The 18,956-nt window shown below is 62.7% G+C and carries 16 protein-coding genes; 8 read left to right on the plus strand and 8 right to left on the minus strand.

The genetic code is table 11. The features are described from left to right. Window positions 1-3: 3 nt before the first annotated feature. The gene (locus VSR68_RS14685) at window positions 4-234 is read right to left on the minus strand and encodes a hypothetical protein (protein WP_342940544.1); all 231 of its coding nucleotides are present in this window, start codon (window positions 232-234) and stop codon (window positions 4-6) included. A gap of 526 nt (window positions 235-760) precedes the next feature. Beyond that, window positions 761-958 (minus strand): hypothetical protein, encoded by a 198-nt coding sequence (locus tag VSR68_RS14690; RefSeq protein WP_342940545.1) that lies wholly within the window; start codon window positions 956-958, stop codon window positions 761-763. Window positions 959-1,897: 939 nt separating this feature from the next. Between VSR68_RS14690 and VSR68_RS14695 the strand changes: the two genes are divergently transcribed. The 4 genes from VSR68_RS14695 (at window position 1,898) to VSR68_RS14710 (ending at window position 7,871) form a co-directional block, all read left to right on the plus strand. After that, window positions 1,898-2,179 carry a hypothetical protein gene (locus tag VSR68_RS14695; protein ID WP_342940546.1) on the plus strand — a complete coding sequence of 94 codons (282 nt, stop codon included), beginning with the start codon at window positions 1,898-1,900 and terminating at the stop codon, window positions 2,177-2,179. Between the two features lie 290 nt (window positions 2,180-2,469). Beyond that, window positions 2,470-5,925: an adenylate/guanylate cyclase domain-containing protein gene (locus VSR68_RS14700; protein WP_342940547.1), complete on the plus strand. Its 3,456-nt coding sequence runs from the start codon at window positions 2,470-2,472 to the stop codon at window positions 5,923-5,925. 190 nt (window positions 5,926-6,115) lie between these two features. Then, window positions 6,116-7,165 carry a patatin-like phospholipase family protein gene (locus VSR68_RS14705; RefSeq protein ID WP_342940548.1) on the plus strand — a complete coding sequence of 350 codons (1,050 nt, stop codon included), beginning with the start codon at window positions 6,116-6,118 and terminating at the stop codon, window positions 7,163-7,165. 91 nt (window positions 7,166-7,256) lie between these two features. Further along, window positions 7,257-7,871 (plus strand): hypothetical protein, encoded by a 615-nt coding sequence (locus VSR68_RS14710; protein ID WP_342940549.1) that lies wholly within the window; start codon window positions 7,257-7,259, stop codon window positions 7,869-7,871. Here the strand turns inward: VSR68_RS14710 and VSR68_RS14715 are convergent. The 4 genes from VSR68_RS14715 to VSR68_RS14730 are packed head-to-tail and all read right to left on the minus strand — an operon-like array spanning window position 7,802 to window position 12,167. Continuing rightward, window positions 7,802-8,254: a CoA transferase gene (locus VSR68_RS14715; RefSeq protein ID WP_342940550.1), complete on the minus strand. Its 453-nt coding sequence runs from the start codon at window positions 8,252-8,254 to the stop codon at window positions 7,802-7,804. The genes VSR68_RS14710 and VSR68_RS14715 overlap by 70 nt on opposite strands. A 58-nt stretch (window positions 8,255-8,312) precedes the next feature. Then, the gene (locus VSR68_RS14720) at window positions 8,313-8,843 is read right to left on the minus strand and encodes a GAF domain-containing protein (protein WP_342940551.1); all 531 of its coding nucleotides are present in this window, start codon (window positions 8,841-8,843) and stop codon (window positions 8,313-8,315) included. A gap of 30 nt (window positions 8,844-8,873) precedes the next feature. Beyond that, window positions 8,874-10,346: an MFS transporter gene (locus VSR68_RS14725; protein ID WP_342940552.1), complete on the minus strand. Its 1,473-nt coding sequence runs from the start codon at window positions 10,344-10,346 to the stop codon at window positions 8,874-8,876. Window positions 10,347-10,382: 36 nt separating this feature from the next. After that, window positions 10,383-12,167, minus strand: coding sequence for a gamma-glutamyltransferase family protein (locus tag VSR68_RS14730; RefSeq protein ID WP_342940553.1), 1,785 nt, complete (start codon window positions 12,165-12,167; stop codon window positions 10,383-10,385). A gap of 215 nt (window positions 12,168-12,382) precedes the next feature. On the opposite strand from VSR68_RS14730, the gene VSR68_RS14735 reads away from it, so the two are divergent. The 4 genes from VSR68_RS14735 to VSR68_RS14750 all read left to right on the plus strand — a co-directional run bounded on the left by VSR68_RS14735 (window position 12,383) and on the right by VSR68_RS14750 (window position 15,757). Next, window positions 12,383-13,024, plus strand: a complete 642-nt coding sequence (locus VSR68_RS14735; protein ID WP_342940554.1) for a FadR/GntR family transcriptional regulator — start codon at window positions 12,383-12,385, stop codon at window positions 13,022-13,024. 247 nt (window positions 13,025-13,271) lie between these two features. Continuing rightward, window positions 13,272-13,847: an isochorismatase family cysteine hydrolase gene (locus VSR68_RS14740; protein WP_342940555.1), complete on the plus strand. Its 576-nt coding sequence runs from the start codon at window positions 13,272-13,274 to the stop codon at window positions 13,845-13,847. Window positions 13,848-14,152: 305 nt separating this feature from the next. After that, window positions 14,153-15,058: a S1C family serine protease gene (locus VSR68_RS14745; protein WP_342940827.1), complete on the plus strand. Its 906-nt coding sequence runs from the start codon at window positions 14,153-14,155 to the stop codon at window positions 15,056-15,058. 18 nt (window positions 15,059-15,076) lie between these two features. Beyond that, entirely contained in the window at window positions 15,077-15,757 is a 681-nt protein-coding gene (locus tag VSR68_RS14750) for a response regulator transcription factor (protein WP_342940556.1), read from the plus strand. A gap of 35 nt (window positions 15,758-15,792) precedes the next feature. On the opposite strand, the gene VSR68_RS14755 is transcribed toward VSR68_RS14750, so the two are convergent. Continuing rightward, window positions 15,793-16,686, minus strand: coding sequence for an ATP-grasp fold amidoligase family protein (locus VSR68_RS14755; RefSeq protein ID WP_342940557.1), 894 nt, complete (start codon window positions 16,684-16,686; stop codon window positions 15,793-15,795). 350 nt (window positions 16,687-17,036) lie between these two features. Further along, entirely contained in the window at window positions 17,037-18,665 is a 1,629-nt protein-coding gene (locus VSR68_RS14760; RefSeq protein ID WP_342940558.1) for an MFS transporter, read from the minus strand. Window positions 18,666-18,956: the final 291 nt, after the last annotated feature.

Consider the following 18,956-nt stretch of genomic DNA (forward strand, 5'->3'; position numbering starts at 1 on the left):
GCTTCAAGCGTGGCGGATATCACAGGGTGGCCGCGGCATCGGCTCTTCGTCAACGAATGCAGTACCGCACTTCACGGCAAACGCGATCGCTGATTGCCGGTTCGCAAAATGCCCCAAATCACCCAGCGAGGTGAGTTCGCCATCCTCTTCGAGAATGGATACGCGCGCGACAAAGGTATTGCCGCTTCTTGCAACCGCCGGTTGTATCGCTACACCGTGGTGGTAGAAGTGCATAACATCTCCTGATAAGGTCAAAGGTGCCGCCACGCTCAACGACATGCCAGCGCAATTGAAGTCCGTTTGGCCATGACAAGATGTGAATACCGGTATGGTCCAATGCATCGCGAACGGCCACGGGTTCAGCCAGTTTCAGATTCTCTGCACGGCTCTCGGCGCATTACCCGCAATGGGTTCGCGACACGTGGTCCGTGGTTCCGAACAGTGCCGGACGCATCCGCACGGGTCGCCATCCGGATTGCGGCGACCTGTCCCTGCGTGAGCATCATCAAGCCCCCGAATCGAGCGATCCGCATGCGGACGCTTCGCGTCTGACGCGAGCGTCCCACTGCGGACGATGTACGCAAACCAATGATGCGCGCCGCAAGTGGCACGCACATGACGGGTGATTTTCAGGTGCTCAAGCGAGATTGATTCGCTCGCTCATCTTCGGAACGCATCGCGCGTACGACGAACGGCAATACGCCTGCCGCAAACGCCTTGCGAGAGGATTCCGCGGATAAGGTTCCGGGTCCGCGCGAGCTTAGTGTTTTCGGGTAATGGCCTGAAGGACCGAAACCCCGTGAAGCGTAAGACGGGGACGCTGCACTTCGGACGCCAGTTTTTCCAGCGCCACCAGTTGACGCTCCAGAAGCGTATCCAGTTCTTCGCGACCAAGGTCGATCTGTTCGGGCGCAGCCTTGACCAGCATGAGAGTAGCGAATTCGTGAGGGCTCAGCATGTTTGTCTCGCTCCGTGTTATCTGGACTAAACGTTACCTGCAGGCATTAATTACCCATTGATGCAAAGGCCGTTTGATATTTCAGTAGATTGTTCCAGTCTCTTATAGCCGGCCCGCGAATTCGGTAGCTTCAGGCCGGGGAACAAATGTTAAATCGGAATTCGGGACAGTCCGCATGAAAATAATGCATTAGAACCACATCGTTGATAGAGCGTATTTCGTCATACGAAGATCTCTTGCAACTGCATTCCCGACGCGCCGTTCAGGTCGAACGACAAGGAAAGCGAAAGCGAGAGATCCCGTAGAACTTGAACGCCCATTTCCGACAACTCACTCAATTCCGGATTCAAAAGAACCTCATCGATTTAGATGCGCATTTTTCAGCTGAATGAGTTCTTTCTTTTTCGAATCTTCGCGTGAAGCTCTCCTAACTTTATCGCGCGCAATTTGTTCTTCATCCGGGCCGTGACGTATCGGTCTTTTCCAGGGCAGACCTGCGGCATCACGTTCCCGCGAGTCGCTCACCGAGTCGAATCCGCCACGCGTGTGCGTGGACCAGCTCTGTTGGATCAGACCAGACAGCGAACCGCGAAGTGTTCGTCGTCAGCCGGACATCGGCACACGTCGGGTTCGCCGGAAGAGATTGCGATCGAACGCGAATCTTCTTTGTTTTCCATGGCTTACGATCGCTTGCGAGCCTGATGAACCCGCTTTGGCACAACCTGTGCATTTGCAGCGATGGGCGCGACAACGACCGGTTCCGTGCTTTCGCCGCGGCGTCAGCAATATTGCGTGGATTCCAGCAATGTTCTTGTTCGTTCGAGCCTCTCTGTCTGCGCGCGGCGGGCATTTGCATCATTCCATCAACGTTGAATAGCGCGCCCCAATGATCCTGATCCGGCTACATTCGGGAATTCAATTATTAATATAGGACTACCTATGAACACGAAACTCATCGCCACTTTGCTGATTGCAAGCTCCGCTTCGTTGGCCGCACCCGCCTTCGCGAGCGGCTATGGCCCCGCACCGTACTATCGCCCCGATGACGGCGGACCTGCATCGCAACGCGGCCAAAGCGCTCAAACGTTGGCCGTCGAAGAAGCCCAGGCACGCATGATGGAAGAACGCCATAGTGGTGTCGGCGGGAACGAGCCCGCCAAATACGAGTCGGGTGGCCCCTCGATGGCAGACAACGCCGACCCGATGTATCGCGGCAACTGATCAGCCGATCGCGGGGCGCAAGTCAACCAGCGCCCCGCACCGCACCGCACCACACCGCACCGCGACCGTCGCTTCGCATCCGGGTACGGATCGCCGACGCCCGCGACGCGTGACTTCCTTCCCTGCAATTTCCGCTCGATCGAGACACCCGCCTGCCGTTCATTCGGCACAATGGGCCGCCCTCCCCGCGCCTCGCTCTGACTGCACGTGATTTGCAGTTCAACCGGGTGTGCCGCAACCGGACCGGGAGCATAATCTTCAAGTAATGGCGCTCGGCATGGGAAGGGAGTATGCGCTGCGCAAACTGCGGATTCGAAAACCTCACTGGGGCGCAATTCTGCGAAGCGTGCGGGGCCATGCTGTCGCGCACGTGTCCGCGCTGCGGCCATGAGGCGAGTTCGTCGGCCAGATTCTGCAATGCATGCGGCGCGCCGCTGACCGATGCATCCGTGGCGCCTGTCCCGCATCCGCAGTCTGTCTCGTCGCCGTCTCCGGCGCCTATCCATTACACGCCGCACCACCTCGCCGAACGCATCCTGGCCGAACAGGCGGCGATGGATGCGCGCGGCGAAACCGCCGGCGAGCGCAAGACCGTCACCGCGCTGTTCGCGGACATGGCCGGCTCCACCGCCTTGATCCACGACCTGGACCCGGAGGAGGCCCATCGCCTCATCGACCCCGTCGTCGCGCTGATGATGGAAGCCGTTCACTACTACGAAGGCTATGTGGCGAAGTCGCTCGGTGACGGCATCCTTGCGCTGTTCGGCGCGCCGATCGCCCATGAGGATCATCCGCAGCGCGCGCTCTTCGCGGCGCTGCGCATGCAGGCAGCGATGCGCCGCCACGCCGACCGCATCCGTCTGGAGAAAGGCATTCCGCTGCAAATCCGCGTCGGCGTCCATACAGGCGAAGTCGTCGTGCGTTCGATCCGCACCGATGACCTGCACACCGATTACGACCCCGTCGGCCATACGATCCACATTGCGTCGCGGATGGAGGGGATCGCCGCCCCCACGTCGATTCTCGTCAGCGAGTCCACCCACAAGCTGGCCGAAGGCTATTTCGAGTTCAAGTCATTGGGGGCCACGCAACTGAAGGGCATTCGCGCGCCGCTATCGGTGTACGAAGTCCTCGGCCCCGGCGCGCTGCGCACGCGCCTGCAATTGGCAGCGCATCGCGGACTGGCCCGGTTCGTCGGCCGCGAGGTCGAAATGGAGCACTTGAACCGGGCGCTCGAGATGACCCGGGAGGGGCGCGGGCAGGTCGTCGGCGTGGTCGGTGAAGCAGGCGTCGGGAAGTCGCGGCTGTTTCATGAGTTCAAGGAGCGTTCGCGACACGGCTGCCTGGTGCTCGAAACGTTCTCGGTTTCTCACGGCAAGGCTTTTGCCAATTTGCCGCTGATCGAGCTTTTGAAGAACTATTTCCAGATCACCGCGCGGGACGACGAGCGCCGATGCCGCGAAAAGATGATGGGCAAGGCGCTCATACTGCAACGCAGCTTCGAGAGTCTCGTGCCTTATCTGCTGTTTCTGCTGGGCATCGGCGAACCCGGTTCGGCGCTGGAGGAAATGGACCCCAAGATCCGCCGGGACCGGACCTTCGATGCGATCACGCAACTCCTCGCGCGCGAGAGCCAGGACCAGCCGATCGAACTGCTGTTCGAGGACCTGCAATGGCTGGACAGCGAAACGGAAGCCTTTCTCGCCTATCTGATCGAACGCGTGCCGAAGACGCGGATTCTCCTTCTCGTCAACTATCGGCCCGAGTACCGGCCCGGCTGGCAGCACGAGAATCAATACACGCGGCTGCGGCTCGAACCGCTTGGTCCCGCCGAAGCGCAGGGACTGCTTGCAGCGCTGCTCGGCGATGACCAAGGCCTCGCGCCGCTCAAGCAGCTGATCCTGGAGAAGACGGAAGGCAATCCGTTCTTCATGGAGGAAGTGGTCCAGACGCTCGCGGAGGAAAAATCGCTGCTCGGCGAGCCGGGCCGCTACCGGATCGAGCGTCCGCCCGCGACGTTGCATATTCCGACGACCGTCGAAGGCGTGCTCGCGGGCCGTATCGATCGGCTGCCCGTCGCCGAGAAAGAACTGCTGCAGACGCTCGCCGTGATCGGCAAGGAGTTTTCGTTCAGCCTGGTGCGGCTCATCTGCGGCGACCAGATCGCGCGCGCGGACGACGATCTGCGCCAGCTTCTCTCCCATCTGGAGGCCGCCGAGTTCATTTACGAGCGGCCCGCATTTCCGGAAGTGGACTATTCGTTCAAGCACGCTCTCACGCAGGAAGTTGCCGGGCACTCGCTGCTCACCGAGCGGCGCAGCGCGCTGCACGAGCGAACCGCGCAGGCGATCGAGGCGCTGTTTCCCGCCAGCATCGCCGATTACAGCAGCGAACTGGCACACCACTACAGCTTGAGCGGAAACCTTCCGAAGGCCGTCGAGTATCTGCATCGCGCCGCGCAACTGGCGCTCCGCCATGCCGCACATCTCGATGCGATGCATCACCTCGAAGCGGCGCTGACGTTGCTCGATCGTCTGCCCGACACGCCGGAGCGCAGGCAAAGAGAACTGGCGCTGCGGCTCTCATTGGGGCCGGCGCTGATGTCCGTGCGCGGCTACGGCTCGCCGGAAGTCGCCGCGGCCTATACGCGCGCGCTCGCGTTGTGCGAGCAGACGGGCGACGCGGCGCAACGCTTCGCGGCGCAACTGGGCCTGAGAATCTATTACATGACGCACGGGGAGTACGCGCCGGCGCGCGAACTCGGGACGCAGATGCTCGACGTGGCGCGCCGTGCAAACGACCCGGCCCTGCTCGTCGAGGCGCATGGCGCGCTCGGCGCGTGCCTGTTCCTGCAGGGAGATCTCGACGACGCCCGCGATCATCACGAGCAGGCGCTCGCGATCTACGATCCGGAGCGGCATCAGGCCCATGCGTTCGCCCACGGCGTGGACCCCGGCATCCGGGCGCTGAGCTTCCTCGCGCTGACCTTATGGCTTCAGGGATTTCCCGATCAGGCTCGCAAGCGCTGCCAGGAGGGGCTTGCCCTTGCGCACAAGATCGCCCACGGACCGAATCTGGCATTCGCCCTCGCCTTCGCGGCCGAGTTGCATCAGCTTCGGCGCGAATCGTCGCTGGTCCGCGAGCATGCCGAAGCCGCCATCACGCTGTCGACCGAACAGGGCTTGCTTTACTGGCTCGCGTGGGGAACCATTTTCTGCGGCTGGGTGCTGAGCGAGCGTGGAAATATCGACGAGGGGATTGCCCAGATGCGGCGGGGCCTCGACGCCGACCGCGCCGCCGGTGGCGAAGACCATCGCCCGTATTTTCTGGCGCTCCTCGCCGACAGCTACGGGCGCGCGGGCGACACGGCGAGCGGCCTCGGCGCACTCGAAGAGGCCATGGCGATCGTCGAAAAGTCGGGCGAGCGTTGGTACGAAGCGGAACTGTATCGGCTCAAGGGCAGCCTGTTGCTCGGGGGCAAGAACGACGAACGCGCATCGGCTCGCCGCGACGAGGCCGAACACTGTTTTCGCACGGCGCTCGACGTGTCTCATCGTCTGGGCGCGAGATCGCTCGAGTTGCGCGCCGCGTCGAGCCTCGCCCGTCTGTGGCAGGACGAGGGCAAGGCGGCGGACGCGCGGAGCGTGCTGTCCCAGGTGTACGACGGGTTGTCGGAGGGCTTCGACACCGCCGATATGCGAGAGGCGAAAGCATTGCTCGATGCGCTGGCGCCGGACACAGGATGACGGGCTGAGCGGACCTGATTGGGTGTGAGCCGGCCTGAGCGGAGCGGACCTGACCACGCCTGATTGGGCCAATAGCGCCGGCAGCCGAGCGACGCATCGGCGCATCGGCGCATCGGCGCATCGGCGCAAGACTGCCTGGCGCACCGCGCCCGATGCGCAACACGATTTGCAGCGACCGACGAGACCGAAAATGACGACGAAGAACACAGAACCTCGAGCCGACGACGCGCGCAAGCCGGTCGCGCTGGCATTGCAAGGCGGCGGGATGCACGGCGCGTATACGTGGGGCGTGCTGGACCGGCTGCTCGAAGACGACCGGCTGACGATCGAGGGCGTGAGCGCGACCAGCGCCGGCGCGATGAATGCCACGGTGCTCGCGTACGGCTTGTCGAAAGGCGGCGCGGACGGCGCGCGCGAGGCGCTGCATGACTTCTGGCGCGCCGTCTCGCGTTCCGCCGACCGCTACAACCCGCTGCGCTGGATGCCCTGGCTGAAAGGGACGCACAGCTTCGGGCTCGATCATTCGCCGCTCTATGCGTTTGCCGACATGATGCTGCGCGTCTTCTCGCCGTACCAGTTCAATCCGAACAATCTGAATCCGCTGCGCGAGGTGCTCGAGAGCAAAGTCGACTTCGCCGCGTTGCGCAAGCACTGCCCCATCCGTCTCTTCCTGTGCGCGACCAACGTGGAGACGGGGAAGATCCGCCTCTTCACGGGCGACGACGTCTGTGTGGACGCAGTGCTCGCGTCCGCGTGCGTGCCGACGCTGTTCCAGGCGATCACCATCGACGGCGAGCACTACTGGGACGGCGGCTACATGGGCAACCCAGCCATCTACCCGCTGATATACAACTGCAACACGCGCGACATCGTGATCGTCCACATCAATCCGCTCGTTCGCCGGGGCGTGCCGATGTCGGCCGCCGAGATTCTCAACCGCATCAACGAAATCAGCTTCAACTCGTCGCTGATGCGCGAAATGCGAGCGGTCGCGTTCGTGACCGAGCTGATCCAGCAAGGCAAGATCGAGCGCGGCGAGATGAAGGAAATGCTGATCCATTCGATTCGATCCGACGACGCGATGTGCACGCTGAGCGTGTCCAGCAAGTACAACGCCGATTGGGATTTCCTGTGCGGCCTGCACGACAAGGGAAGGCACGAGGCGGATATGTGGCTCATGCATCACTACCGGAACATCGGGCAACGATCGAGCATCGACATTCGCAGGGAGTTTCTTTGAACATCGCGACGCGTTCGCCGCCTGACGGCGACGCCGCGCTGCGTGCCGCGCCCAAAGAGCGCGCATCGGCACATGACGGGAATCGAACGAAATGACGCAGACGCAGGCGCGCTTCATCGCATTGTGGTCACGCAGCGGCGGCTCGCGTGCCGAGGCCGTTTGCGCCGACCTCGCGCAGCGCTATGCCGAGCCGGCGCGTCGATACCACACGCTGCAGCACGTGCGCCGCTGCTTGCGCGATTTCGACCGGGCACGCGACGAGATTCCGCATCCCGATGCCGTCGAGCTTGCATTGTGGTGCCACGACGTGATCTACGCGCCCGGCGCGCGGGACAACGAACAACGCAGCGCGAGCTGGTTCCGGCAATGGGCGGACGGCCGTATCGCGGCGAGCGAGTGCATCTGCGACATGATTCTCGCGACGCGGCATACGAACGCGCCGGCCGGACTGGACGAACGCTTCGCGTGCGATATCGACCTTGCCGTGCTCGGCGCTTCGCGCAGCCTCTTTCGTCGCGACGGAGAACGCCTGCGTGCCGAGCGGCCGGACCTCGACGATCGCGCGTACGACCAGCACGAACGGGCACTCCTGGGCGGCCTGCTGGCGCGTCCGCGCATCTATCTCACGGACTTTTTTCACACTCGCTGCGAAACGCGCGCGCGCAGCAATCTGACGTGGCGGCTGGATCTGCCGATGGCGCATTGAAACAACACGACGATGCCTGCCGGCGCGGGATTGCCCAACGCGAACAGCGCGCACCACGCGGCTACGTCCTGCATCGAAATTTCAACGAACGTCGCCGCCTGCCGCGAACACCCGGCGAGATTTTCGACGATCGCGAAGAGCGCCGCCTGTCCGCCGGGAATGTCCGCGCCGGACGCGCCCAGCCTGACCGGCTCGCCGTCGCTGCGCGTCGGGTCCATCAGACCGCTCATCGCCTGAATGACGGTATCGAAGGCTGGCCTCGCGGGATACGCGGACAGAATGCCGAAGCCGAAGATCGAGCAATAGACGTCGACCTGAACGGCAAGGCTCGGGGGTCGGGGCTCGGGACACAGCGAGCCATAAGCAGGCTCCCGTGCTCTCACTGCGGCGAACTGCCCGGTCTATTGACGGCGGTTGTCGAGCAGTTCGGCCGCATCAGCATCACGTCGCGCTGACGCTCGCCGCCTGATGCAACGCAAGCGGCGCCGCGATGAACGCAGCAAGCAGCAGGCCGATCTCTTCATGCGCCTGCGTGTACCAGCCCGCGACGTGCGTCATGTTCATCGTGCCGACGCATCGGCCGTTGTACGCCACCGGTATGTTGAGAATCGATCCGAGCCCCATGCCCGTCATCACCATGTGGTCGTCGAATGCGACGCGGATGCCATCGGGCGTCGTCGCGCGAAATGGCTTCAGGTCACGCAGCGTGTGCTCGCCCCACACGCTGCCGTGTTTCTTCTTGCGGCCGCTCAGCGGATACACGTCGAGCATGTTCGAGTGCAGCCGCTCGACTTCGAATCGCTCGGCATCGAAGCACATGATCGTGAAAAGCCTGAAGCCGATCGCATTCTGCGCAACCTGCTCGACCGCCTCGAAGATGGCCTTCGGCTGGTCGGTCTGACGGATCGCGTGCGCAAGGAGCGAGACATCGGCGATCGAGAGCGCGTGGTGCTGCGTGGAGTCGTGCTGCATGATGCGGTTCATCCCTGTGCATTCGCGTGATCAAAACTGTTTGGCGGCGGCACCGGCGCGTCCGCTGGAAGCCGCCTGCTGTTCCGATGCCGCGACAGAGGCCGCATCGCGCGACGGAAGCGGCGAAGGCGCGGCGCGCGCGCCAAGCTCTTGCGCTTCGATCTCTTCGAGCGAGCGGCCACGCGTTTCGATGCCGAACACCAGCACCACGCATGCGCCCGCGACAAGCACCGCCGTCGTCATGCCGAATACGCCCAGAAAACCCGCTGCCGGATACACGAAGCCGACGAGAATCGGCGCGCTCACCGAACCGATGCGGCCGAACGAAGACGAACTGCCCGTTCCCGTCGTGCGCACCGCTGTCGGGAAGATTTCCGGCGTGTATGCATAGACGCCCGCGAACGCACCGTTCATGAAGAACGACAGGCAGATGCCCGCCATCATGATCTGCGTCGCCGTGTGCGAGAAAGCAAGTGCAATCGCAGCCACGCCGCCGAGCAGCATATAGCTCGCGACCACGCGTTTGCGGCCGATCTTTTCGTTGAGCCACGCAGCCGAGAAGTAGCCCGGAATCTGCGCGCCATAGATCGCAATCGAGTAGCCGAAGCTCTTCGTGATCGTCAGTCCTTCCTTGACGAGCAGGCTAGGTATCCACGAGAAAAACGAGTAGTACGCGAACGCGACCGAGAACCACATTAGCCAGCTGACCGCAGTCGTTTTCGCGAGCTTGTGCGACCAGATCGCCGCGACGTTGCCCAATGCACCGCGCGGCTTCGTGGGAATGGCCAGGGGCGTTGCGCTGACCGACGGCTCGGGCAGCGCAATGCCCTGCTTCGCAAACCACGCCTCGACGGTCTCGACGATCGAAAGCGCCTCGCGAACACGGCCCTGCGCTTCGAGCCAGCGCGGCGATTCGGGAAGCATCCTGCGCCACCAGAGCAGCATGACCACCGGCAGCGAGGTGATGACGGCCATATAGCGCCATCCATCGGGGAACTTGCCGATCACCGTATAGCCGAGAATCGACGACGTCACATAGCCGAACGACATGAAGCCGACGAGCGCGCCGCAGAACATGCCGCGATAGCGGCGCGGAATGAATTCAGCGAGGAACGGCGCGATGACGACGGCTTCCGCACCCGAGCCGAAGCCGGCCAGGATGCGAAGCGCAAAGAACACGTGCCAGTCGTTGACCATGCCGCTTGCAAACGACGCGACGCAATAGATCGAAAGCGCGGACATCATGATGCGGCGCCGGCCGATGATATCCGCGAGCACTCCCGACAGGAACGCGCCGAAGAAGTACCCCATATACGTGCTGCTCGCGACGAGCCCGCTTTGCACGCTCGACAGATGCCACAGCTTGCTGACGACGGGCAGAAGAAACGCGAGCGACGACGAATCGAGCCCGTCGAACATGTAGCCGAGTCCACCGATCACGAGCAGCTTGCGGTGAAAGCCCGAGAGGGGCAGCCGCTCGAGGCGGGCAGCAATGGATGACATGACAGCGCTCCAGAAGATCTGCTTGAGATGTGACGTTCAACGGCCGATCGCATAAGCCTGCATCTGACGCGGCGTCGCGGCGCCACGCATCAGGCCGTCCCGGATGCCGACGGCGCAGACGCGGCCAAGCGCCCACGGCTCCGCGACCGTGAGATCGTGTCCACGGCGGCGCAATTCGGCGAGCGTCGCTTCGGGAATGCGCGCTTCGGCGGACATCTTTCCAAGCTGCATCGCGCGCGGATAGAAGGAGCCCGGAAAGTGCGCGGTCTGGAAGGTCGGCGAATCGACGGCGGCCTGCAGGTTCATGCCGGCGTGCACGTGCTTGAGGAAAAGCTGGAGCGACCACTGGTCCTGCTGGTCGCCGCCGGGCGAACCGAACGCGGCATACGGCCTGCCGTCGCGCGTGACGAGCGTCGGCGACAGTGTCGTGCGCGGCCGCCGGCCAGGACCGAGCGACGACGGCAGCCCCGGCTCGAGCCAGAACATCTGCGCGCGCGTCGTGATGTTGAAACCGAGCCCCGGCACGGCAGGCGATGCCTGTAGCCAGCCACCCGACGGTGTCGCGGATACCATGTTGCCCCAGCGGTCCACGACGTCGAGATGCACCGTGTCGCCGCGCAGTTCCGGCAAGGGTGCGAAGGTCGGCTCGCCCTGTCCGAATCCGCCCGGCTGCTCGCGTCCTGCATTCGCGACGATGATCGCGGCGCGCGCGGCGCTGTCGCCGATCGCGCCAGGACGGAACTCGAGTGACGCGCGCTCGCCGTCGACGAGCTTGCGGCGTTCATCGTTATACGCTTCGCTCAGCAGCGTTGACAGCGGCACGTCGGAGAAGTTGGGGTCCCCGTAGAACACTTCGCGATCAGCGAACGCGAGCTTCGCGCATTCGATCACGGTATGGATGAAGTCCGGACCCGTCGGGTTCATCGACGCGAGATCGAAGCCCTTCAGCAATGCAAGCTGTTGCAGGAAGACGGGCCCCTGGCCCCAGGGCCCCGTCTTGTGCACGGTCAGCCCTTCGTACTCGAACGACGCCGGGTCTTCGTATGACGGCTGCCAGCGCGCCAGATCGTCGCCCGTCAGAAGACCGCAATTGCGCTTGCCGGACGTATCGAGCACGGGCGTGCCGCGAAAATACTGATCGATTGCATCCGCGACGAAGCCCCGATAGAACGCATGGCGAGCGGCTTCGCACTGCTCCGCGCGATCCTGTTTCGACGACGCGAGTTTCAGAATGCGCTCGTAAGTCGCTGCAATGGCCGGGTTCGCGAACAGCGCGTTGGGGCGTGGCGCTTCGCCGTCCTTCAGCCACTCGGCGGCAGATGTCTTCCATTCCGACTTGAAGAACGCCTGTATCGCGAGAATCGACGCGGACATGCGCGGAATCACCGGATAGCCATTCCTTGCGTAGCCGATCGCGTAGCTCAGCACGTCGGCGAGCGGCAGTTGCCCGTAGTCGCGCAGCAGCGCCATCCAGCCGCCGAACGCGCCCGGCACGACGGCGGGCAGCAGGCCTGTGCCCGGCACGACATCGAGTCCCATCTGCTTCATGCGTTCGATCGACATCGCGGCGGGCGTGACGCCCTGACCGCACAACACGCGCACCCGGTCTTCCCGCGACGAATAGAACACCACGGGCAGCTCGCCGCCCGGACCATTCAGATGCGGCTCGACGATCTGCAGAACGAAGCCCGCGGCAGCCGCGGCGTCGAACGCATTGCCTCCTTTCTCAAGAACCGCCATCGCCGACGCACTGGCAAGCCAATGCGTACTCGCCACCATGCCGAATGTGCCGATCAGTTCAGGGCGCGTCGTGAATCCCATATCGAACTTCTCCTTTTTGAACCAATTCATATTTGGTTCTAAAAAATAGCTCGCTGCTTTTCCGTTCGGAGCGGCGCATGCGCTGTCGTTGTTTTAATGTTTGCGTACAAAAAAGCGGTGTCAAGCTCTGATTCGATTGGCATTGCAAATCCCGTAAACGCTTTTTATACTTTGAACCAATACATATTGGTTCAAATAACGGAGAGGGACATGCGATGAGCGTAGAAGCATTGAATGCCTTCATCAGCGAGCACGGGCTGCGCGATGGCGACGCGCTGCCGCCGGAACGGCAACTGGCGGAAATACTCGGCTTGTCGCGACGCGAACTGCGCGCCGCGCTGTCGACGCTTGAAGCGTCGGGGCGTGTATGGCGCGGCGTCGGACGCGGCACCTATCTGGGCAGCCGCCCTATCAGGTTCACGCCGACGGTTGCGGGACTCGGCGCGCGTACGAGTCCCGCCGATATCGCCGAGATGCGGCTTGCCATCGAACCGGCCTTCGCCGCGCTGGCCGCGATCAAAGCCTCACCCGAGGATCTCGCGGAACTCGAGAACTGCGCGCGCAAGAACGCCACTGCGCGCGACGACGACGAGTGGCAGAAGTGGGATCACCGCTTCCATCTGCTGATCGCTCAAGCGACGCGCAACCCCGCGATCATCGCGTTGATGGAAGCGATCAACGGCGTGCGCGCGCGTCCGACGTTGCGCGAAAAGACAGTCGACGACCGCAATCGGCAACGCTTCGCGGCAGAGCATAAGGCGATCGTCGATTGCATGCTGGAGCGCGATGCGGATGCCGCCTATGCGCGCATGCGCGATCATCTCGCCAACGTCGCGGCGCGATTGCACACGCGGTAGGCATCGACATGTTTCATCGAGCTGCACGGGCTTGCTCTCACGCGGCAGCTTTACCTCTGGAAAACGGAGACGTCTTCCGCAAGCCAGCCGGTGACGCATCGCCGTTGAAATTTCGCTTCACGATGGCCGTGGTAGAGTCGAGCCACTTTCTTTATCGCGTAGCCTTATGTCGCCACGCATCGAACCGTGTCCCGCCGATCCGGCGGACCATCGACAGCGCACGGAATGCCCCACCGATACGCACGCCATGAACATGCCGATTCCCGCGATCGTTCCGACGCAAACCGCTCTGGTGGTCATGCACTATCAGACCGACATCCTGTCGTTGTTTCCATCGGTCGCGCCCGCTTTGCTCGCCAATACGCGCAAGCTGTGCGACGCCGCGCGGGCCAAAGGCGTCAGCGTCTATTTTGCCAAGATCCACTTTAGTCCGGGCTATCCGGAAGTCAGTCCGTTGAACAGGAACGGCCAGGGAATCAAGCAACTCGGTCTTTTCATCGACGACCAGATCTCGCCGGAACTCGGCCAGCAGGCTAGCGAACCGCTCATCATCGCGCATCGTGCGAGCGTGTTCTTTGGTACCGATCTGCAGGCGCGGCTTTGCGCGCAAGGTATCGATACGCTGCTGATGGTGGGCATTGCGTCGACGGGTGTCGTGCTGTCGTCGGTTGCATACGCCAGCGATGCGGACTTCCGCCTGTTCACGGTGAAGGATTGCTGCTACGACCCGGATCAGATCGTCCACGATCATCTTTTCTCAACGGCGTTCGATTCGCGCACGACGGTGCTCTCGCTCGCCGATGCCTTGTCGTTGCTCGCCTAGCAGTTGCCTGCGTTTCGACTGTGCTGTGAGCAAAGCAGCCGTTCGACGACGCGCTGTGCGGCACGATCGATGGCGGCATCAGGGTAGATCTCCGTCTCGCGCTGCATCGCGAAGTCCGCATTGCATCGACCCGGCTACCCATTTGGGTGGTGTGCGCCCCCTCTTCTTCTGTCATTGTGAATCCGTCGTCACAACGCTGTCCGCACGGATAGCCGAGCAATCGATGACGCGACGCGCAAGCACGTCGCATCGCAACTGGCAGGAGACCTGAAATGGAAACCACATCTTCGAGCGGAAATCCTTTGATGGATTTCTCGGACAATCTGGCAGACATTGCCGGGCGAATCGCGCGAAGTGTCGTGACAGTGCACGGCCGGCATCGCATGCCGTCAAGTGGGGTAATCTGGCGACATGGCGTCGTCGTGACGGCTGCACACACGATCAGGCGCGAGGACGGGATCAAGGTCACATTGTCCGATGGACGTACAGTCGCCGCAGTCCTCGCGGGCCTCGATCCGGGCACCGATCTTGGCGTGCTGAAACTGGACGGCGTGGACCTGGACCCGATCGAATCCGGCGATGCCCGCTCACTGAAGCCGGGCCATCTCGCGCTCGCCGTCGCGCGCGCGGATGATCTCGGCATCAGCGCTGATTTCGGCGTAATCGGCAGTACAGGCGGTTCCTGGCGCACGTGGAGAGGTGGACAGCTCGATGCGTTCGTGCGACTGGACGGCGGGCTGCGTCCGGGTTTCTCCGGCGCGGCTCTCGCGGATATGCGCGGGCAAGTCATGGGCATCTGCACGTCGGCACTGATGCGTGGCGCCGGCATGGTGATTCCCGGAATGACCGTGGAGCGCGTCACCGATGAGCTATTGGCCAAAGGGCGCGTCTCGCGGGGCTACCTCGGCGTCGGCACGCAGCAGGTCAGCCTGCTGGACGCGTGGGTCGACAAAATGAACCTGCCGTTCAGCAGCGGATTGCTGATCAATTCGCTGGCGCCGGGCGGCCCTGCGGAACAGGCGGGCGTGCTGATAGGCGATGTGCTGATCGAACTGGACGGCAAGCCTTGCTGCGACATGGACGACGTGCACGCCGCGCTGGGCTCGGCGAGCATTGGACAGCAGTTGCAAATCGCGTTGATCCGAGGTGGCGAACGCCACGCGTGTTCGGTAACGGTGGGCGAACGCCCTCAACGGAATGCGTGCAGATGAGGTCCGGGAAGCGGCGAAATGTCGGATGGACAGAGGGTACACATGGCGCCCGTGAGGGTTGCGGTGATTGCGGCATCGTCGCAGGTGCGCGCGAGCCTGCAAGCGGTTGTTGAAGCGCTTGTCGACGCGAACCCGGCGCTTGAATTCCTGGGTAGCGCAGCCGACGCTGAAACGCTCGTCGATTGCCTTGCAGGTTCGGTGCCGGATGTGGTCGTGACCGACATCGACCAGGAGGCGAGCGACGCGCTCAAGACGTTATTCGAAATCGGGCACGCGCCACCGGCGCTCGTCCTGTTGAGCGACGACCCGGAGAGTGACGGGATTCTCGACGCGCTGCACGCCGATGCATTGGCGATTCTGCCGCGCAACGCGATGCCCGCCGAAATCGTCGCGTCGATCGAAGCCGTCGCCGCGGGCCTTTGCGTGCTGTCACCCGACATCCTTGCAAAGCTGCTGACGGGACGCAAACCGCCGCGCGAGGCGGCATCCGGTGAACCGTTCGAAGCGTTGACGTTACGCGAGATCGAAGTACTGGCGATGCTCGCCGACGGACTCGGCAACAAGGAGATCGCGCGACAACTCGACATTTCGGACAACACGGTGAAATTTCACGTCTCCGCCATCTTCGGCAAACTCGGCGCGACCAACCGCACCGAGGCGGTGATGCTCGGAATGCGGCGCGGATTCATCATGGTGTAGTCCACGTCATCGCAGCCATTGCAGATGCAGTCGCTTCATTGAGTACCCGTAGAACCCACGGTTCTCAGGAGTTTGCCCCACTCCAGATCGATATGATCGGGGAACATGGGCACGACTCCCGCGCCAGGCGTAAAAGTCAATTCACCGAAGTAGATCGCATTGTCGAACGCATACAGGTCGACCCGCACATAGTCGAAACCTCGAGATAAGGTCTCGGCGGCCTGGAGCACCATCGCCAGGTTATCGGGAGGCGGCTCCGCATTGACACTACGGGCATATCCGCCGACCGACACGTCGAGATGATTCCAGTTCGCGTCATAGATGTTGCCACGCGGGTCTTGCCCAAAGCGATCGCTGATGTGCAGGATGTACATCTCGGGTCGTCCCGCTTTTCCGCCGAAACAGTGCACCTTATAGTCGGCAGGAATCTTTCCTCTCTTGTCGAGCAAAAGCGTTTCGAAGAACAATCGCGGCTCGATGTCCCTGTAGTGACGCTCACGAGCGTTCCTATAGAAATTAGTCGACAGCCATCGGGCAGCGAGACGCTGCAATTGCTCAAAGCTAGCTTTCGATTTGTCGTGCACGACTTCGACGAACGAGCTTCCGTGATTTGCTTTCATGACAAAGGAATCTGGAAGCGAATCGAAAACGGATGGCGTAAATCCCGCGGGTTCCGAAATCAGCGGTACGAGGAACTGTTCTCCAAGTACCCTGCCTACGTATTCGCGTACGCCAAGCTTGTCCGTCAGAGGAGCGTATCGAGGATCAGGTTTCAGGCTTCTCCTCAAGATCTGCTCGTTGAATGTGCGCGGCCGGATCAGGTTTGGAAAGCGCCCCACTTCCTTTCGATGCAGAAGCGAAAGGAAAAGTAAGTCTGGCAGCAGAGCTTTTGCATTTTCTTTTAACCGTGATTTGAAAGGTCGTCGCACAGTACACCTGAAATCTGCGCATGGGGGTATGTCTCAATGAAACGAGCCGCTCTCCCGCGCACGTTGCGGGCATAGACATGCTTCTCTATGCCGATGAGTCTTGGTGTTCCGGATACACATCGAATTTGATGCCGGTTCAAACGAGGTTCCACGCGTTAAGACAACCAGCAATGCATCGAGCTTAGCAGCTATCGCGGCGTTGCAACAATTTCGGCTCTAAGTCGAGTGCTATTGGCCGGAAACGTTGAACATCATGCAATTACCGTTGCGGCGTGAACCGGTATTTGGCTTCGACCCATTAGTTCAATTGTGAGAAGCTTTTGTGAATATGCGCACAAACCAGGAATGTTTCAGTGCCTGGTTTTTTGCCCGCGGATCATTGCCGCCGCGCACGCAGCGCCGAGCAACGCGCATACCGCGGACGTCAGCGCGACAGCTCGCAATCCCGCATCGATCGCTTCCGCCTGCGCCTCGATGATCCGCGCGGGCACGGCGTGCGCGCCCGCCATCGTCGACGTGTCGGGTTCGAGCAGTTGCCCGGCGCGATGCAAGTCGGGCGGAATGTTCAACCGTTCGAGGCGCACCGCGAGCGCCGCGCCATGCGACCACATGAACACGATGCCGAGCACGGCGATCGCCAGCAGGCTCGCGATGCGCGCAACAGCATTGTTGATGCCCGACGCGACACCCGTACGCGCGGCGGGAACGGCCGTCATCACGGTCGTCGTCAGCGGCGCAACGGTGATCGTCATGCCGAGGCCGAGCACGACGAGCCCCGGGAAAAAACTCGTCCAGTAGGTTTCGCGATCCGTCTCGAAGAGCGCAGGCAGCGCGAGCAGCGTGAAGCCGACAGCCGTAACCAATGGGCCGACGGTCAATAACGCGCGCGGCCCCAGGCGTGTCGCGAGCCCACCCGTGAAGCGCGACAGCCCGCCGATCACGACAGGCACGGGCAACAGCGCCGCGCCAGCTTCCGTCGCCGAGTACCCGTGCGCGCGAATCAGCGTGAATGGAAGAAAGAACAGCGCGCCACCCATGCCGAAGTACAGCAGCAACGTGACGAGGTTCGCGCCGCTGAAGTCTCGCGAACGAAACAGGTCGAGCGGCATCATCGGGTCTTTGCTGCGCGCTTCGATCGCGATGAATACCGCGCAGACGAGGATTCCGGCAGCGATCGCGCCGATCACTACTTCATCGTTGAAACCATGCGATGACGCGCGCGTGAGGCCATACGTGAGCGCGCCGAGCCCGGCGGCGGCTGCGAGCGCGCCTGCCCAGTCAAGACGGCGCGCGGCGCCTTCGTTGCGGCTCTCCGGCACCGACGACAGCGCGAGCGCGATCGTCGCCGCCGCGAGCGGCACGTTCAGATAGAAGATCGCGCGCCACGAGAGCGCATCGACCAGCCAGCCGCCCGCGACGGGACCCACGGCCGACATGATCGCGCCAACGCCGGCCCATGTACCGATCGCGCGGCCTCGCTCGCGCTCGTCGAAGACCGCGCCGATGATCGCCAGACTGCTCGGCACAAGCAGCGCCGCGCCGATGCCCTGCACTGCGCGTGCCACGATCAGCGCGCCTGAGCTGGGTGCGAAGCCGCATGCCGCCGATGCCGCCGTGAACAACCCGATGCCCGCAATGAATACCGTGCGCCGCCCGACCTTGTCGCCCATCGCGCCACCTACCAGCACCAGTGAGCCGAGCAGCAGCAGGTACGCGTTGACGACCCATTGCATCGCCGCGACGTTCGCGCCGAGTTCGCTCTGGATCGCAGGCAGCGCGACGTTGACGACGGAGCCGTCGATGAAGGCCATGCTGGAGCCGAGAATCGTCGCCGCGAGAGCGAGCCGCTTGTGGCGGCACATGCGATCGCAAGCGGGTTGCGCGATGACCGCCAGGTCATCGCAAGGGGCGGCCTGAGCGGCGAACGCGAGCGGCTCGTCGCGCGTTTTGTCGAGAGGCGGGGTGGCGTGATCGGCCATCAGACGTGTCCATTCGGTGCGTTGCTGTCAACTGTGTAATGTACAAGCAAAGCGGCCGGCCGTTCAGTGTATCGGCATGTTGTGCGCCGATTCGTGCAGGAGATCGCGGGACATATTGAGGGTTGCATGACCGACATTCGCGTCGCCAGTGGCGAATGCCTGGTTTCGCCGCTAGCGAACGCTCTTCGCTTCGATTCCGCGTGCGCGCTATGGCGGCTTACTGCATCGTCGATCGTTCGGCATGCGCGTCCGTGCCAAAACTTGTCGCGCTCCCGGACTGGTCAATTCAGG

The organism is Paraburkholderia phymatum (assembly GCF_038900715.1).
Taxonomy (GTDB): Bacteria; Pseudomonadota; Gammaproteobacteria; order Burkholderiales; family Burkholderiaceae; genus Paraburkholderia; species Paraburkholderia phymatum_A.

What these genes read in the sequence shown, in the direction of transcription:
- VSR68_RS14685 (WP_342940544.1), bottom strand. Translation starts at nt 234, where the DNA reads ATGCACTTCTACCACCACGGTGTAGCGATACAACCGGCGGTTGCAAGA.
- VSR68_RS14690 (WP_342940545.1), bottom strand. Translation starts at nt 958, where the DNA reads ATGCTGAGCCCTCACGAATTCGCTACTCTCATGCTGGTCAAGGCTGCG.
- VSR68_RS14695 (WP_342940546.1), top strand. Translation starts at nt 1,898, where the DNA reads ATGAACACGAAACTCATCGCCACTTTGCTGATTGCAAGCTCCGCTTCG.
- VSR68_RS14700 (WP_342940547.1), top strand. Translation starts at nt 2,470, where the DNA reads ATGCGCTGCGCAAACTGCGGATTCGAAAACCTCACTGGGGCGCAATTC.
- VSR68_RS14705 (WP_342940548.1), top strand. Translation starts at nt 6,116, where the DNA reads ATGACGACGAAGAACACAGAACCTCGAGCCGACGACGCGCGCAAGCCG.
- VSR68_RS14710 (WP_342940549.1), top strand. Translation starts at nt 7,257, where the DNA reads ATGACGCAGACGCAGGCGCGCTTCATCGCATTGTGGTCACGCAGCGGC.
- VSR68_RS14720 (WP_342940551.1), bottom strand. Translation starts at nt 8,843, where the DNA reads ATGCAGCACGACTCCACGCAGCACCACGCGCTCTCGATCGCCGATGTC.
- VSR68_RS14725 (WP_342940552.1), bottom strand. Translation starts at nt 10,346, where the DNA reads ATGTCATCCATTGCTGCCCGCCTCGAGCGGCTGCCCCTCTCGGGCTTT.
- VSR68_RS14730 (WP_342940553.1), bottom strand. Translation starts at nt 12,167, where the DNA reads ATGGGATTCACGACGCGCCCTGAACTGATCGGCACATTCGGCATGGTG.
- VSR68_RS14735 (WP_342940554.1), top strand. Translation starts at nt 12,383, where the DNA reads ATGAGCGTAGAAGCATTGAATGCCTTCATCAGCGAGCACGGGCTGCGC.
- VSR68_RS14740 (WP_342940555.1), top strand. Translation starts at nt 13,272, where the DNA reads ATGAACATGCCGATTCCCGCGATCGTTCCGACGCAAACCGCTCTGGTG.
- VSR68_RS14745 (WP_342940827.1), top strand. Translation starts at nt 14,153, where the DNA reads ATGGATTTCTCGGACAATCTGGCAGACATTGCCGGGCGAATCGCGCGA.
- VSR68_RS14750 (WP_342940556.1), top strand. Translation starts at nt 15,077, where the DNA reads ATGTCGGATGGACAGAGGGTACACATGGCGCCCGTGAGGGTTGCGGTG.
- VSR68_RS14760 (WP_342940558.1), bottom strand. Translation starts at nt 18,665, where the DNA reads ATGGCCGATCACGCCACCCCGCCTCTCGACAAAACGCGCGACGAGCCG.